13 protein-coding genes and 2 tRNA genes are annotated in these 12,864 nt (G+C 63.7%); 10 read left to right on the top strand and 5 right to left on the bottom strand.

What is annotated here, in order from left to right:
• Positions 1 to 69: 69 nt before the first annotated feature.
• Positions 70 to 825 (top strand): hypothetical protein, encoded by a 756-nt coding sequence (locus AC04PT_RS02060; protein WP_482871826.1) that lies wholly within the window; start codon positions 70 to 72, stop codon positions 823 to 825.
• A 52-nt stretch (positions 826 to 877) separates the two neighbouring features.
• Here the strand turns inward: AC04PT_RS02060 and AC04PT_RS02055 are convergent.
• Positions 878 to 954, bottom strand: a tRNA-Asp gene (locus AC04PT_RS02055).
• Between the two features lie 108 nt (positions 955 to 1,062).
• On the opposite strand from AC04PT_RS02055, the gene AC04PT_RS02050 reads away from it, so the two are divergent.
• Positions 1,063 to 2,655, top strand: coding sequence for a leucine-rich repeat domain-containing protein (locus tag AC04PT_RS02050; RefSeq protein WP_482871825.1), 1,593 nt, complete (start codon positions 1,063 to 1,065; stop codon positions 2,653 to 2,655).
• A gap of 208 nt (positions 2,656 to 2,863) precedes the next feature.
• On the opposite strand, the gene AC04PT_RS02045 is transcribed toward AC04PT_RS02050, so the two are convergent.
• The 4 genes from AC04PT_RS02045 to AC04PT_RS02030 all read right to left on the bottom strand — a co-directional run bounded on the left by AC04PT_RS02045 (position 2,864) and on the right by AC04PT_RS02030 (position 4,979).
• Positions 2,864 to 2,940, bottom strand: a tRNA-Asp gene (locus tag AC04PT_RS02045).
• Between the two features lie 92 nt (positions 2,941 to 3,032).
• On the bottom strand, positions 3,033 to 3,524 hold the full coding sequence (gene coaD, locus AC04PT_RS02040; RefSeq protein ID WP_482871824.1) for a pantetheine-phosphate adenylyltransferase: 492 nt from the start codon (positions 3,522 to 3,524) through the stop codon (positions 3,033 to 3,035).
• Between the two features lie 45 nt (positions 3,525 to 3,569).
• Positions 3,570 to 4,007 carry a CBS domain-containing protein gene (locus tag AC04PT_RS02035; protein ID WP_482871823.1) on the bottom strand — a complete coding sequence of 146 codons (438 nt, stop codon included), beginning with the start codon at positions 4,005 to 4,007 and terminating at the stop codon, positions 3,570 to 3,572.
• A 75-nt stretch (positions 4,008 to 4,082) separates the two neighbouring features.
• On the bottom strand, positions 4,083 to 4,979 hold the full coding sequence (locus tag AC04PT_RS02030; protein ID WP_482871822.1) for a LysR family transcriptional regulator: 897 nt from the start codon (positions 4,977 to 4,979) through the stop codon (positions 4,083 to 4,085).
• 106 nt (positions 4,980 to 5,085) lie between these two features.
• On the opposite strand from AC04PT_RS02030, the gene AC04PT_RS02025 reads away from it, so the two are divergent.
• From AC04PT_RS02025 to mmsB, 8 genes are all read left to right on the top strand, one after another.
• A complete protein-coding gene (locus tag AC04PT_RS02025) occupies positions 5,086 to 6,585 on the top strand; it encodes a CoA-acylating methylmalonate-semialdehyde dehydrogenase (protein ID WP_482871821.1) in 1,500 nt (499 codons plus the stop codon).
• A gap of 110 nt (positions 6,586 to 6,695) precedes the next feature.
• On the top strand, positions 6,696 to 7,130 hold the full coding sequence (locus AC04PT_RS02020; protein ID WP_482871820.1) for a hypothetical protein: 435 nt from the start codon (positions 6,696 to 6,698) through the stop codon (positions 7,128 to 7,130).
• A 274-nt stretch (positions 7,131 to 7,404) separates the two neighbouring features.
• Positions 7,405 to 7,728, top strand: a complete 324-nt coding sequence (locus AC04PT_RS02015; RefSeq protein ID WP_482871819.1) for a hypothetical protein — start codon at positions 7,405 to 7,407, stop codon at positions 7,726 to 7,728.
• A 100-nt stretch (positions 7,729 to 7,828) separates the two neighbouring features.
• Positions 7,829 to 8,956, top strand: coding sequence for a carboxylate-amine ligase (locus AC04PT_RS02010; protein WP_482871818.1), 1,128 nt, complete (start codon positions 7,829 to 7,831; stop codon positions 8,954 to 8,956).
• Positions 8,953 to 9,600: a DUF2161 domain-containing phosphodiesterase gene (locus tag AC04PT_RS02005; RefSeq protein WP_482871817.1), complete on the top strand. Its 648-nt coding sequence runs from the start codon at positions 8,953 to 8,955 to the stop codon at positions 9,598 to 9,600. Before AC04PT_RS02010 ends, AC04PT_RS02005 begins: the two co-directional genes overlap by 4 nt.
• Before the next feature lie 193 nt (positions 9,601 to 9,793).
• The gene (locus AC04PT_RS02000; RefSeq protein ID WP_482871816.1) at positions 9,794 to 10,936 is read left to right on the top strand and encodes an acyl-CoA dehydrogenase family protein; all 1,143 of its coding nucleotides are present in this window, start codon (positions 9,794 to 9,796) and stop codon (positions 10,934 to 10,936) included.
• Positions 10,933 to 11,973 carry an enoyl-CoA hydratase/isomerase family protein gene (locus AC04PT_RS01995; protein ID WP_482871815.1) on the top strand — a complete coding sequence of 347 codons (1,041 nt, stop codon included), beginning with the start codon at positions 10,933 to 10,935 and terminating at the stop codon, positions 11,971 to 11,973. The genes AC04PT_RS02000 and AC04PT_RS01995 overlap by 4 nt, the downstream gene beginning before the upstream one ends.
• 4 nt (positions 11,974 to 11,977) lie before the next feature.
• Positions 11,978 to 12,850 (top strand): 3-hydroxyisobutyrate dehydrogenase, encoded by an 873-nt coding sequence (gene mmsB / locus AC04PT_RS01990; RefSeq protein ID WP_482871814.1) that lies wholly within the window; start codon positions 11,978 to 11,980, stop codon positions 12,848 to 12,850.
• The last annotated feature ends 14 nt before the right edge of the window (positions 12,851 to 12,864 follow it).

The raw sequence follows: 12,864 nt of genomic DNA, 5'->3' as shown, positions 1-12,864 counted from the left end.
CGTGCCCGTTTACCACTTTTCGTCAGACTAACCGGTAAATGCGCACAGGCCAAACGGCAAAGGGGCGGAATGAGCGTCACGATCCTGCATGACATGGCGGAACACGGCTGGGCGATCCGCCACAAGGGCATCGTGCCGAAGCGCTTCCAGGTCATGGGCGAGCGCTCCTCCGGCACCAATTTCGTCAAGCGCCTGATCGACGGCAACACGCCGCTGGCCAATTCCGAGGCGCTGGGCTGGAAACACGGGGTGCCGGCGATGCTGGCAATCCCGACCGACCTGACGGTGATCTGCGTGTTTCGCGCCGCCGACCGCTGGGCGCTGTCAATGCACGCCAAGCCCTGGCATACCCGGCCGCCAATGCAGGCGTTGGGCTTTTCCGATTTCATCCGCGCCCCCTGGGACACCCGCGTCGACCGGCCGAGGTATTTCCCCTGGGCCGAGGGTCCGGAATACCGCGGCCAGCCTCTGCAGGCCGACCGTCATCCGGTGACCGGGGCCAGGTTCAGCGATCTGTTCCAGCTGCGCGCGGTGAAGATGGCGACGCTGCTCAGCTTTGCCATCCGCCACCACAGCACGGTGTTCGTGCGGATGGAGGCCGTGCAGGCGGCGCCGGAGGCGTTTCTGGAAGACCTGCGCGGCGGGCTCGGGCTGCATGTCTCGGGCTATGCCTACAAGCCCGTCACTAAGCGTCTGGGGGCGAAGTTCAAACCGGCGGTGATGACCCGCCCGGCCACGCCCGACCAGATGCCAAAGGCGGACCGCGACTGGATGCGCGGACGGCTCGACCTGCGGGTAGAAGAGGCGATGGGCTACAACTACTGAGCCCGTAGCGACGAGTGAAAACACCCATCATTCCAATGACTTAAGAGGAAAGTGGCGCGGTTGACGGGGCTCGAACCCGCGACCCCCGGCGTGACAGGCCGGTACTCTAACCAACTGAGCTACAACCGCGCGTGAGGGGGTGATTAGGGGATGGTGCAGAGGGCGTCAACGGAAAAGTTTCGGTCTTGTGTGTGACGTGGGTGCGCGTCAGGTTGGGGCTGTGTGGTGAGGGTAGAGATGAGCGCGTCAGACGAGGCATATGAGGCGGCACGGGCAGAGATTGCCCGGGTAAAGGCTGCGGGTGGGACCTCGTTAGGCTTCTACGATGAGCAGTTCCGCGCGCTCGACCGGCTGCCGCCGGAGATCGGGAAGGTGGAGGGGCTGGAAATTCTCAACCTTGACCAGACGCAGGTCTCCGACATCGCGCCACTGCAGGGGCTGAGCGGGTTGCAGGTGCTCACCCTCACCAAAACGCAGGTCTCCGACATTACACCGTTGAATGGGCTGAGCGGGTTACAAGTGCTCTGGCTCAGCCAAACGCAGGTCTCCGACATTACACCGTTGAATGGGCTGAGCGGGTTACAAGTGCTCTGGCTCAGCCAAACGCAGGTTTCCGACATCGCGCCGCTGCAGGGGCTGAGAAACCTGACTTTTTTGAATATCGAGAATACGGAGGTCGAGGATCTGAGACCCCTACTGTCCGTCTCCCCTCTAAAAACCGAGGCCATAATTGCGCCGGCGAGGTCTGGGCTTCTCTATCGCAACTGTGCTGCAACGAAGAGCGACTCAAAGCTGCGTGACTTCTCAGAAATCATGGACCAACAAGAACGCTTGGCCGCGACGCTGGACTACCTGAGGACCTTGCCGGAATGGCCGGCGCCGCTTTCAAAAAATGACTTGTATCTCATTGAGCAAACTCCGCGCGTCGAGCCGACACGACCTGTCCCATCCGACCGCCCCGCGCTTGATCTGCCGGAAGCTCCGCTCGCACCGCTCATGGTCGAAATGTCGGCGCAGGGGGCGCTTGTCGCGGTGGCTCCTCCCGAAGACCTGACCGAAGCGCAGGCCGACCTTGCGAGGGACGGCTGGAGCGCGCTGAAGGAGTATCTCAATCAGATCACGCCGCTGCTGGACAAGCTCGACAACCAGATGCCGATGCTTGGGCATGCGCTACGCGCCTTGGGGCGGGCATTGGGCGATAACTTTGACGCAGCCAACCAGGTCGCGGTTGGTATGCAGGCGCATCTTATCTGTAGATTGGCCGAGGGCACAGGCGAATACCTCGATACGCAGGACGCCATTGTCATTCGGGCCTTCGCCGCGCAGACGCAGATTTACCTGACCCGGTTTTCGACCTGGCAGAGCTTCCAGTCGTTTGATGTGCCGGAGGCAGAGGTTGTTCGTCACGTGCGCGAGGACGCGCAGGTTTTTCGAAGTTTGGCCGAAGGACTGCTTGCGTCGGGTCTGGCCGGTTCGGACGTGGTGGACCCGCTGCAGGATATCGTGGCAAGCGCGACTGCCACCGAGGCGACCGCGATGGAATCGCTCGGGTTGTTGACCTCGTTTCAGAACGTGAATGTCACGATTGTGCAGGGCATGGTGAAGTCCGCCAATGCGTCGGATCCATCAGAGAAAGAGCTTTGGGAGCGGGTGCACGAAACATCCTGGGCCAAGGTTCAGGACAAGGTACTCGACTACTTGCCCGTCGCGGTGGGAACTGCCGCTGTCGCCTATTTGTTCAAACAGTCCAGCGAGCTCAATCGCATCGCCGCGCGATACCCGTCATGGTTCGGATTTCTACAGACAGCGTTGCAAACGTTCCTGGGGTAACAGCTTTGTCCGGCACCCAGCGCAGTAACAGCGGCGAAGCCGCCGCGCATTGCCGGGCCGCCCTTCCGGCACGGCGATACCGCTGATGGACGCCTGTCGCTTCGAGGGTCTGCGCCAATTGCAGGATCAAGTGGCATCCACGCTTGAAGGATCGCCGCACCTCGGCCCGGCGATGCGCGGCTTGCGCTTCATTTCGAAGGGGGGAAAGTGGCGCGGTTGACGGGGCTCGAACCCGCGACCCCCGGCGTGACAGGCCGGTACTCTAACCAACTGAGCTACAACCGCGCGTGAGGGGCGGGATAAGTTATGGTGCGGGCGGCGTCAAGCGGGTCGACAAGAAAAATGCCGGTTTTTGTGACAGCCCCTGCCCCCGGGCCTCAGCCGAACTTGGCGCGCAGGTTGTCGTGCACGGCGGGGGTGACGAACTTGCTGACGTCGCCGCCAAGGCGGGCGATCTCCTTGACCAGTTTCGAGGCGATCGCCTGGTGCTTGGCCTCGGCCATCAGGAACACCGTCTCGATGCTGTCGTCGAGCACGCGGTTCATGCCGACCATCTGGTATTCGTACTCGAAATCGGCGACTGCGCGCAGGCCGCGGATGATGACCCCCGCGCCGACGTCGCGGGCGCAGTCGATCAGCAGGTTCTCAAACGGATGGGCAACGATCTCGGTGCCCGTCTGCGCATTAAGCTTGGCGCATTCGGTCTCGATCATAGCGACCCGCTCTTCGAGCGTGAACAGCGGGCCCTTGTCGCGGTTGATCGCCACGCCGATGACCAGGCGGTCGACCAGGGCGCAGGCGCGGCGGATAATGTCGATGTGGCCTTCGGTGATCGGATCGAAGGTGCCGGGATAGAGGCCGATGCGCATAGGAACCTGCCGAATGTTCGTGTGTGGGTGCAGGGTGGGACGGGCCTAGTGGCCCATGATCATGCCTTCCAGCGCGTCCTTTTCCATCGCCAGTTCGGCGAGGCGGGCCTTGACCACATCGCCGACCGAGATCAGGCCGACCAACTCGCCACCCTCGGTCACCGGCATGTGACGGAAGCGGCCCTGCGTCATGCGGGTCAGCACGCTGTCGGCCTGTTCATCGCGCGAAGCGGTCTGCAGCTCGGTGGTCATGAACTTCGACACCGGCTCGTCGAGGCAGGTGGCACCGGAGCGGGCCAGTTCCTGCACGATGTCGCGTTCCGAGAGGATGCCGGCGGCGGTCTTGCCATCGTCGTTCGAGACCACGACGGTGCCGACCTTCTTGGCCGCAAGGATCGCCACGGCCTCGGATACCGAAATGCCCGGCGCCACGGTGAAAACGGAATCGTCCGCCTTCGATCTCAGGATTTGTTGGACCAGCATCGCCGTGCTCCTTGACTTGGGCCTTTGCTTGCAGCTTTCCCGCAAGTCCTTCTGCTGTCAAGCAATCGGCGGCGCTTATTGCGCCATGGCCTCCAATCGTGCCACTTCGGCCCGCAGCCCGTGCACCAGAGCCGCAGCGAAACGGTTCATCCGCTCCAGCCGGCGGTCGTCGGCGTGACGAACAAGGTGGAAGGCGCGGATCAGCGACACCTCGTCGGTCAGCACCTTGCGCAGGCCGTGGGCATAGGGCAGCGCGAAGTCGTGGACGATGCCGACGCCGCCGCCCTGGCTGAGCCAGTTGAGCTGGACCGAGACCGAGTTCGAGGCAAGGTCGACGCGGTCGGTCTGCATTTCGGATAGGTAATCCAGTTCGCGGTCGAAGATCATGTCGGCGATATAGCCGACGATGCGGTGGCGGCGCAGGTCGGCGACGGTGGCAAGTGGCGGCGCGCCCGCGAGATAGGCGTCGGAGGCGGCAACATGCAGGCGGTAGTCGGTGATCTTTTGCACCGAGAGGCGTCCGGCGGTGGGCGGACTTACCGAGATGGCCATGTCGGCCTCGCGTTTCGACAGGTTCACGACGCGGGGCTGGCTGAGGATCTGGATCTCGAGGTCCGGGTTCTCCTCGGCGATGGTGGCGCAGACGCGGGGCAGCAGGAAATTGGCGCAGCCGTCGGGCGCACCGATGCGGATTTGCCCGGTGAGCCGCCCTGCCCCGCCGGTCAGCGCTTCGGCGGCGCCTTGGGTGGCCTGTTCGGCGCGTTCGGCATGCGGCATGAGCCGCTGGCCGGCATCGGTAAGGGCGTAGCCTTGCGGCGACTTGGCAAAGAGCGGCTGGCCGAGCTGCTGCTCGAACCGGGCGATGCGGCGGCCGACGGTGGCCGGGTCGATGCGCAGGATGCGACCGGCGGCAGACAGGCTTTCATGCCGCGCCACCGCGAGGAAAACACGGAAATCGTCCCAGGAGTCCATCTGTAGCCCCTTGCAAAAATGCAAAACCTGTTTGGCACATTGCCGCTTCCTCGGGGGAAATTGCAAGACTAGGATCACGCTCAAACGGACACCCGAGGAGGACACCATGGACACCATCAAGAACTTCATCGACGGCCAGATGGTCGAAAGCGCCTCATCGCGCACCGCCGACGTGATGAACCCCGCCACCGGCGAGGTGCAGGCACAGGTGAAACTGTCCAGCAAGGCCGAACTGGACGACGCAGTGGCCCGCGCCGCCGAGGCGCAGAAGGCATGGGGCGCCACCAATCCGCAGCGCCGCGCGCGGGTGATGATGAAATTTGGTGCGCTGATCAACGAAAACATGGACAAGCTGGCCGAGGCCGTCAGCCGCGAACACGGCAAGACCCTGCCCGACGCCCGCGGCGATGTGCAGCGCGGCCTGGAAGTGGTCGAGGTTTGCATGGGCGCACCGAACATGCTGAAGGGCGAGTTCATGGACGATGGCGGCCCCGGCATCGACCTGTATTCCATGCGCCAGCCGCTGGGCGTGGTCGCGGGCATCACGCCCTTCAACTTTCCGGCCATGATCCCGATGTGGAAAATGGCGCCGGCGCTCGTTTCGGGCAACGCGATGATCCTGAAACCGTCTGAGCGCGTGCCGACGACCTCGCTGATGCTGGCCGAGTTGCTGCAGGAAGCCGGGCTGCCCGATGGCGTGCTGCAGGTGGTCAACGGCGACAAGGAGGTCGTGGACGCGATCCTCGACAACGACACCATCCAGGCGGTGGGCTTCGTCGGCTCGACCCCGATCGCGCACTATATCTATCACCGCGCGGCCGAGAACGGCAAACGGGCGCAGTGCTTCGGCGGTGCAAAGAACCACATGATCATCATGCCCGATGCCGACATGGACAAGGCCGCCGACGCGCTGGTCGGGGCCGGTTTCGGCGCGGCGGGTGAACGCTGCATGGCGATTTCGGTCGCGGTGCCGGTGGGCGACGAGGCCGCCGACGCGCTGATCGAAAAGCTTGTGCCGCGCATCGAGAAGCTGAAAGTCGGCCCCTACACCTCGGGCGAGGACGTGGATTACGGCCCGGTTATCACCGCCCAGGCGAAAGACCGTATCCTCGGGTTGATCAACTCGGGCGTCGACCAGGGCGCAAAGCTGGTCTGCGACGGTCGCGACCTTTCGATCCAGGGCTACGAGAACGGCTATTTCATCGGGCCGTCGCTTTTCGACAACGTCACGCCGGACATGGACATCTATAAAGAGGAAATCTTCGGCCCCGTCCTCAGCCAGGTTCGCGCCGGCAGCTATGAGGAAGCGCTGAAGCTGACCATGGACAATCCCTACGGCAACGGCACCGCGATCTATACCGGCGACGGCGACACCGCGCGCGACTTTGCCCACCGGGTGAACGTCGGCATGGTTGGCATCAACTTCCCGATCCCGGTGCCGCTGAGCTACTTCAGCTTCGGCGGGTGGAAGAAATCCGCATTCGGAGACCTGAACCAGTACGGCCCGGACGCCTTCAAGTTCTATACCAAGACCAAAACCGTGACCGCACGCTGGTTTTCGGGCATCAAGGAAGGTGGAGAGTTCAATTTCAAGGCGATGGATTAACCCGCTTACTTAATCTGTGAAATGAATTCCAAAAGAAGGGCGTGACATTTGTCACGCCCTTCGGCTTTTATACAACCATCGGTGTCTTTAACCTCCTACGGAACAGCGGCATGAACGCGATGGACTCTGGGAAATTCGTAATAAACGCGGAAGAACGTCTTGTTATTCTGCGATATTCCGGCAGGGTGACGCGGGATTTAAGCGCAAGCGCGTTTCTGGCCTATTGGCAGTTTGCGCAGACCATCGGCGATCACGATCTTCTGATTGATTACTCAAGGGCGAGTACGATAGACATCAGTTTCCCACAGATGGTCAGCATGGCAGCCCGCCGCCTGCCTTTCTATCGCAAGCTGAACCATCGCCGCGTGGCGATCTGGGCCCCGAGCGATCCGGTTTTTGGCAGCGCACGCATGTATGCCTCGCTGGCGACCAAGATCGAGACCATGGAAATCGGGGTGTTCCGCGACAAAGACGAGGCCCTGGCCTTCCTTGAGCAGGCACCGAAGCGCGAAGCCGAGTCGCAGCAATCGACGCGTGACGAGTAACTGCCCCAACGGAAACTCTTGTATTGGTTGATCTTGCTTTCAGTTTGGCCGTAAACTCCCCTTGATAGAATTAGGCGACGCTCGCGGCGATAATTCGGAGGCGATTGAAGGCTTCCGGCGGCCCGGCCCATCGGCACGGAAACCGTTTCACCACCGCTGTCAATTTACCCATTACCAGCATTCAGCGGGAGCCTTGGTGAGTTTCAGGTATCATATCGACGTTGCCGATCGGCTGTTGCTATTGCGGTTTGAAGGCCGGGTCGATAGCGCATTCATGCTGGAATATATTGACGCCATGCAATCCGATCCCGACCGATCCGCCGATCAGCATTGCCTGTGCGACCTGTCCCGGGTCACTGAAATAGATCTCGACTTTTCGCAGGTGATGGGCATGTCGTCGTCCCGCGCGGACTTCTACCAGCAATCCGAGGATATTCGGATCGGCGTCTGGGCACCATCCGACTTGGTTTTCGGGATGGCGCGGATGTATCTCACGATGTTGCAGAACTACAAAGGCATCTCGGCCGACGTTTTCCGCGGTCTGGACGAGGCGGCGGCTTTCGTCGGCTGCGATGCGACGGCTCTGGACCGGCTTTGACGAAACCGGCCACTGTCCGCGGATGTCATTGAGATTGCGCGGAACTCGCGGCTCGTGTCAGGGTTGGACCGGGACTCAGTGGCGGCAAGAGGGCAGGACGATGCAGAAACCGGATTTCACCATCGGCATCGAAGAGGAATACCTGCTGGTCGACCGCGACACCTGCGCGCTGATCGAGGTGCCCGAAGCGATGATGGCGGAATGTGAAGAGGCGCTCGCCGACAAGGTCAGCCCCGAGTACATGCAATGCCAGATCGAGATCGGCACCGGCGTCTGCGCCACGGTGGCCGAGGCCCGTGCGGATCTGCGCCACCTGCGCCAGACCATCGCCGACTGCGCCGCCAAGCACAACGCCGCGCCGATCGCCGCTTCTTGCCATCCCTTCGCGGACTGGAAGAAACAGCATCACACCGACAAGGAACGATACAACCAGATCCGGCAGGATCTGGGCGGCGTGATGCGGCGGATGCTGATCTGCGGGATGCATGTGCATGTGGGCCTCGACGATGACGCGTTGCGCGCCGACCTGCTCAGCCAGCTCAGCTATTTCCTGCCGCACCTGTTGGCGCTGTCGACTTCGTCACCGTTCTGGCAGGGCGAGGATACCGGGCTTGCCTCGTACCGGTTGTCGGTGTTCGACACCCTGCCCCGCACCGGGTTGCCACCGACGCTGAGTTCATGGGACGAATACCGCCGCTCGGTCGAGGCGCTGGTGGACCTTGGACTTATCGAAGACAGCACCAAGATCTGGTGGGACCTGCGCCCCAGCCACCGGTTTCCGACGCTCGAAACCCGGATCTGCGATGTCTGCCCCCGGATGGAAGACACGCTGACGTTGGCCACGGTGATCCAGTGCATCACCCGCATGCTCTGGCGGCTGCGCACCGCCAACCAGCGCTGGCGGGTCTACGACCGCTTCCTCATCTCTGAAAACCGCTGGCGCGCGCAGCGTTACGGCATCGAGGACGGGCTGATCGACTTTGGCCGAGGCGAGATCGTGCCGATGGCGGAACTCACCGAGGAGCTGATCGACCTACTGGCCGAGGATGCCGAGGCGCTGGAATGCACCGAAGAGCTGCACAACATGCGGCGCATCCTTGACCGGGGCACATCGTCCATGCGCCAGCGCGCGGTGCGCCAGTCGGCCGAGGCCGCGGGTGCCGACCACGACACCCAGATGCGGGCGGTGGTCACGCATCTGATCGAGGATTTCCGGGCCGACCTGTGAAGGAAACCGACCTCTATCCGCATGTGAAGGCCCTGCTGGAATCGCAGGGCTATACCGTCAAGGCCGAGATCGGCGCCGCCGACGTGGTGGCCTTGCGCGGCGGCGAAGAGCCGGTGATCGTGGAGTTGAAGACCGGCTTCGCGCTGACGCTGTTTCATCAGGCCGTGGCGCGGCAGTCGGTCTCCGATTGCGTGTACATCGCCGTGCCCCGGTTGGCCGGCAAACGTTTCCTGCGCGCGCTGAAGGAAAACAAGGCGTTGTGCCGTCGCCTCGGTCTCGGCCTCATTACCGTGCGACTTGCTGATGGCCACACCGAGATCCACCTTGATCCCGCGCCCTATCGCCCGCGTCAGGTCAAGTCCCGCAAACAGCGCTTGCTGCGCGAATTCGCACGCCGCGAGGGCGACCCCAACCTCGGCGGCGCGGCGCGGTCGGGGCCGCTGGTGACGGCCTACCGGCAGGACGCGCTGCGGATCGCGGCCTTTCTGCGCGCGGCCGGTCCGGCCAAATGCGCCGAGATCCGCGCCGGCACCGGCGTGACGACTGCAACACGGATCATGGCGGACGATCACTACGGCTGGTTCGAGCGGGTGTCGCGCGGGGTCTATCAGTTGACCCCCTGCGGCGCGGCGGCGCTCGGGTAGCATGATGAGATCCCGGAGCAGGTCCGGGAAATGGTGGTTTCGGCCCCTCGTCCCGGCCCCGCGCCGGGGCCTCCACCTTGACGGGCATACCGGCAGGACTGCCTGCTCCGCCCCGATTCACCCTTGCAACAGAACGCCCGATCCGCGATAATTGAACAACCATTCATTTCCATGGCAGAGGGGGAGCCGCAGTATGGATTTTGCACTCACCGAGGAACAGACCGCCATCTTCGACATGGCCCATGCCTTCGGGCAGGAACATATCGCGCCGCATGCCCGCCAGTGGGAGGCCGAGGGCAGCATCCCGAAGGCGCTTTGGCCACAGATCGGCGAACTTGGCTTCGGCGGTCTCTACGTCTCGGAAGACAGCGGCGGCTCCGGCCTCAGCCGTCTCGATGCGACACTTGTGTTCGAGGCGCTGTCCATGGCCTGCCCCTCGGTCGCGGCCTTCCTGTCGATCCACAACATGTGCGCCAAGATGATCGACACCTTCGGCTCCGACGATCTCAAGGCCCGCTACCTGCCGAAAGTCACCGGCCTCGAGTGCTTCCTCGCCTATTGCCTGACCGAGCCCGGCTCCGGCTCGGACGCCGCGGCGCTGAAGACCAAGGCGGTCAAGACCAACGAGGGCTACCGGCTGACCGGCACCAAGGCCTTCATCTCGGGCGGCGGCTATGCGGACGCCTATATCACCATGTGCCGCACCGGTGAGGACGGCCCGAAGGGTGTTTCCACCGTGATCGTCGACGACGGCGCCGACGGTCTCAGCTTCGGTGGTCTGGAAGAGAAGATGGGCTGGCGCAGCCAACCGACGCGGCAGGTGCAGTTCGACGATTGCGCGGTGCCGGCGGACAACCTCGTCGGTCAAGAGGGTCACGGCTTCAAGTACGCCATGGCGGGGCTTGACGGCGGCCGGCTGAATATCTCGGCCTGCTCGCTGGGCGCGGCGCAGACCGCACTGACCCAGACGCTGGAATACATGGGCGAACGCAAGGCCTTCGGCCAGTCGATCGACCAGTTCCAGGCGTTGCAGTTCCGCCTCGCCGAGATGGAGATCGAGCTGCAGGCCGCGCGGGTCTTCCTGCGTCAGGCCGCATGGAAGCTGGACACCAAGGCTCCCGACGCCACCATGTTCTGTGCCATGGCCAAGAAGTTCGTCACCGAAACCGGCAGCAAGGTCGTCGACCAGTGCCTGCAACTGCACGGCGGCTATGGCTATCTGGCCGACTATGGCATCGAGAAGCTTGTGCGCGACCTGCGCGTGCACCAGATCCTGGAAGGCACCAACGAAATCATGCGCCTGATCGTGGCGCGCGACCTGCTGAAGAACCGATGACCGACATTTCCATCCGCAAGACCGGCCGCACTGGCCGTATCACCCTGACCCGGCCCAAGGCGCTGAACGCGCTGACCTACGAGATGTGCCTTGCCATCGACGCCGCGCTGAAGGACTGGGCCACGGACGACGACATCGCCATGCTGGTGATCGACGCCGAGGGCGACAAGGCCTTCTGCTCGGGCGGCGACATCGCCGAGATGTATGCCAGCGGCACGAAGGGTGACTATGACTACGGCCGCCGCTTCTGGCGCGACGAATACCACATGAACGCGCGCATGGCCGAGTTTCCCAAACCGGTCGCGGTCTTCATTCAGGGCTACTGCATGGGCGGCGGCGTCGGTGTCGCAGGTCACGGCTCGCACCGGGTGGTGGACGACAGCGCCCGGATCGCCATGCCGGAGTGTTCCATCGGGCTGGTGCCCGACGTCGGCGGCTCGCTGCTGCTGGCGCAGGCACCGGGGCGGTTGGGCGAATACCTCGGGCTGACCGGCACGCGGATGGGCCCGGGCGATGCCATCCATGCCGGGTTCGCCGATTATTACATCCCCCGCGAGGGCTGGCCCGACCTGATCAAGACGCTGGAGCGCACCGGCGATTGGGCATTGGTCGACAAGGCCGCGCTTTCGCCGCCCGACAGTCACCTTGCGGCGCAGCAGGCGCAAATCGACGACCTGTTCGGTGGCGAGACCCTGCGCGACGTGCTGAACGCGCTGGAGCATTCCGAGACCGAGTTCGCCGCCGAGGCGCTCAAGCTTCTGAAGCGCAACTCGCCGCTCGCCATGGGCTGCGCGCTGGAAATGATACACCGCCTCCGTGGCCCCGGCGCCACCATCCGCCGCGCGCTGGAGACCGAGTTCCGGTTCACATGGCGTGCGATGGAGCATGGCGATTTCATCGAAGGCATCCGCGCCGCGATCATCGACCGCGACCGCAACCCGCAGTGGAAAGACGACCTGCATGATCTCAAGGGCCTGCGTGTCTCGCAGATGCTGATGCCCCTGGGCGACGACAAGCTGACATTCACAGAGGAATGACACCATGAAAATCGGATTTATCGGGTTGGGCAACATGGGCGGACCGATGGCCGCCAACCTTGCCAAGGCCGGCCACGAGGTCACCGGCTTCGACACCGCTGGCGTCGAGATCGAAGGCGTCGCGCAGGCAAGCTCTGCCGCCGAGGCCGCGAGGGGCCGCGAGGTGGTGATCACCATGCTGCCCAATGGCGACATCCTGCGGTCCGTCGCGGCCGAGGTCATCCCGGCGATGGACAAGGGCGCGGTGTTCCTCGACTGCTCGACCGTCGACGTGGAGAGCGCCCGCGCAGTGGCGGAAGACGCCCGCGGGGCCGGGCTGGAGCCGCTGGATGCACCGGTGTCCGGCGGCATTACCGGCGCCGCGGCAGGCACGCTGACCTTCATGGTGGGCGGCACCGACATGGGCTTTGCCGCGGTCAAGGACCTGTTCGACGTGATGGGCCAGAAGGCCGTGCTCTGCGGTCCCTCGGGCAACGGTCAGGCCGCCAAGATTTGCAACAACATGATCCTCGGCGTCACCATGATCGCCACCTGCGAAGCCTTCGCGCTGGCCGACAAGCTGGGGCTGGACCGGCAGGCGATGTTCGACGTGGTCTCGACCTCTTCGGGTTACAGCTGGTCGATGAACGCCTATTGCCCCGCCCCCGGCATCGGCCCGCAAAGCCCGGCAGACAACGATTACAAGCCGGGGTTTGCCGCCGACCTGATGCTCAAGGACCTGCGCCTTGCCCAGCAGGCGGCCGAAGCGGTGGACGCCGACACGCCGATGGGACAGGCCGCGCGCGACCTCTATGCGCAGTTCGTCGAGGCCGAGGACGGCTTGGGCCGCGACTTTTCGGCCATGTTGCCGCGCTTTGAAAGCCGGGGGCGCGGTTAAGGAACAGGGCGTGG

The organism is Litorisediminivivens sp. KMU-197, from assembly GCF_056858395.1.
The sequence above is the reverse complement of the archived record's forward strand: the minus strand, read 5'-3'. Positions and strand labels throughout refer to the sequence as shown.

Excerpts from the sequence above, each read along its gene's own strand:
- AC04PT_RS02050 (WP_482871825.1), top strand. The coding sequence starts at position 1,063 with ATGAGCGCGTCAGACGAGGCATATGAGGCGGCACGGGCAGAGATTGCC.
- AC04PT_RS02015 (WP_482871819.1), top strand. The coding sequence starts at position 7,405 with ATGCTGGAATATATTGACGCCATGCAATCCGATCCCGACCGATCCGCC.
- AC04PT_RS02025 (WP_482871821.1), top strand. The coding sequence starts at position 5,086 with ATGGACACCATCAAGAACTTCATCGACGGCCAGATGGTCGAAAGCGCC.
- AC04PT_RS02060 (WP_482871826.1), top strand. The coding sequence starts at position 70 with ATGAGCGTCACGATCCTGCATGACATGGCGGAACACGGCTGGGCGATC.
- AC04PT_RS02010 (WP_482871818.1), top strand. The coding sequence starts at position 7,829 with ATGCAGAAACCGGATTTCACCATCGGCATCGAAGAGGAATACCTGCTG.
- mmsB (WP_482871814.1), top strand. The coding sequence starts at position 11,978 with ATGAAAATCGGATTTATCGGGTTGGGCAACATGGGCGGACCGATGGCC.
- coaD (WP_482871824.1), bottom strand. The coding sequence starts at position 3,524 with ATGCGCATCGGCCTCTATCCCGGCACCTTCGATCCGATCACCGAAGGC.
- AC04PT_RS02000 (WP_482871816.1), top strand. The coding sequence starts at position 9,794 with ATGGATTTTGCACTCACCGAGGAACAGACCGCCATCTTCGACATGGCC.
- AC04PT_RS01995 (WP_482871815.1), top strand. The coding sequence starts at position 10,933 with ATGACCGACATTTCCATCCGCAAGACCGGCCGCACTGGCCGTATCACC.
- AC04PT_RS02030 (WP_482871822.1), bottom strand. The coding sequence starts at position 4,979 with ATGGACTCCTGGGACGATTTCCGTGTTTTCCTCGCGGTGGCGCGGCAT.
- AC04PT_RS02035 (WP_482871823.1), bottom strand. The coding sequence starts at position 4,007 with ATGCTGGTCCAACAAATCCTGAGATCGAAGGCGGACGATTCCGTTTTC.
- AC04PT_RS02020 (WP_482871820.1), top strand. The coding sequence starts at position 6,696 with ATGAACGCGATGGACTCTGGGAAATTCGTAATAAACGCGGAAGAACGT.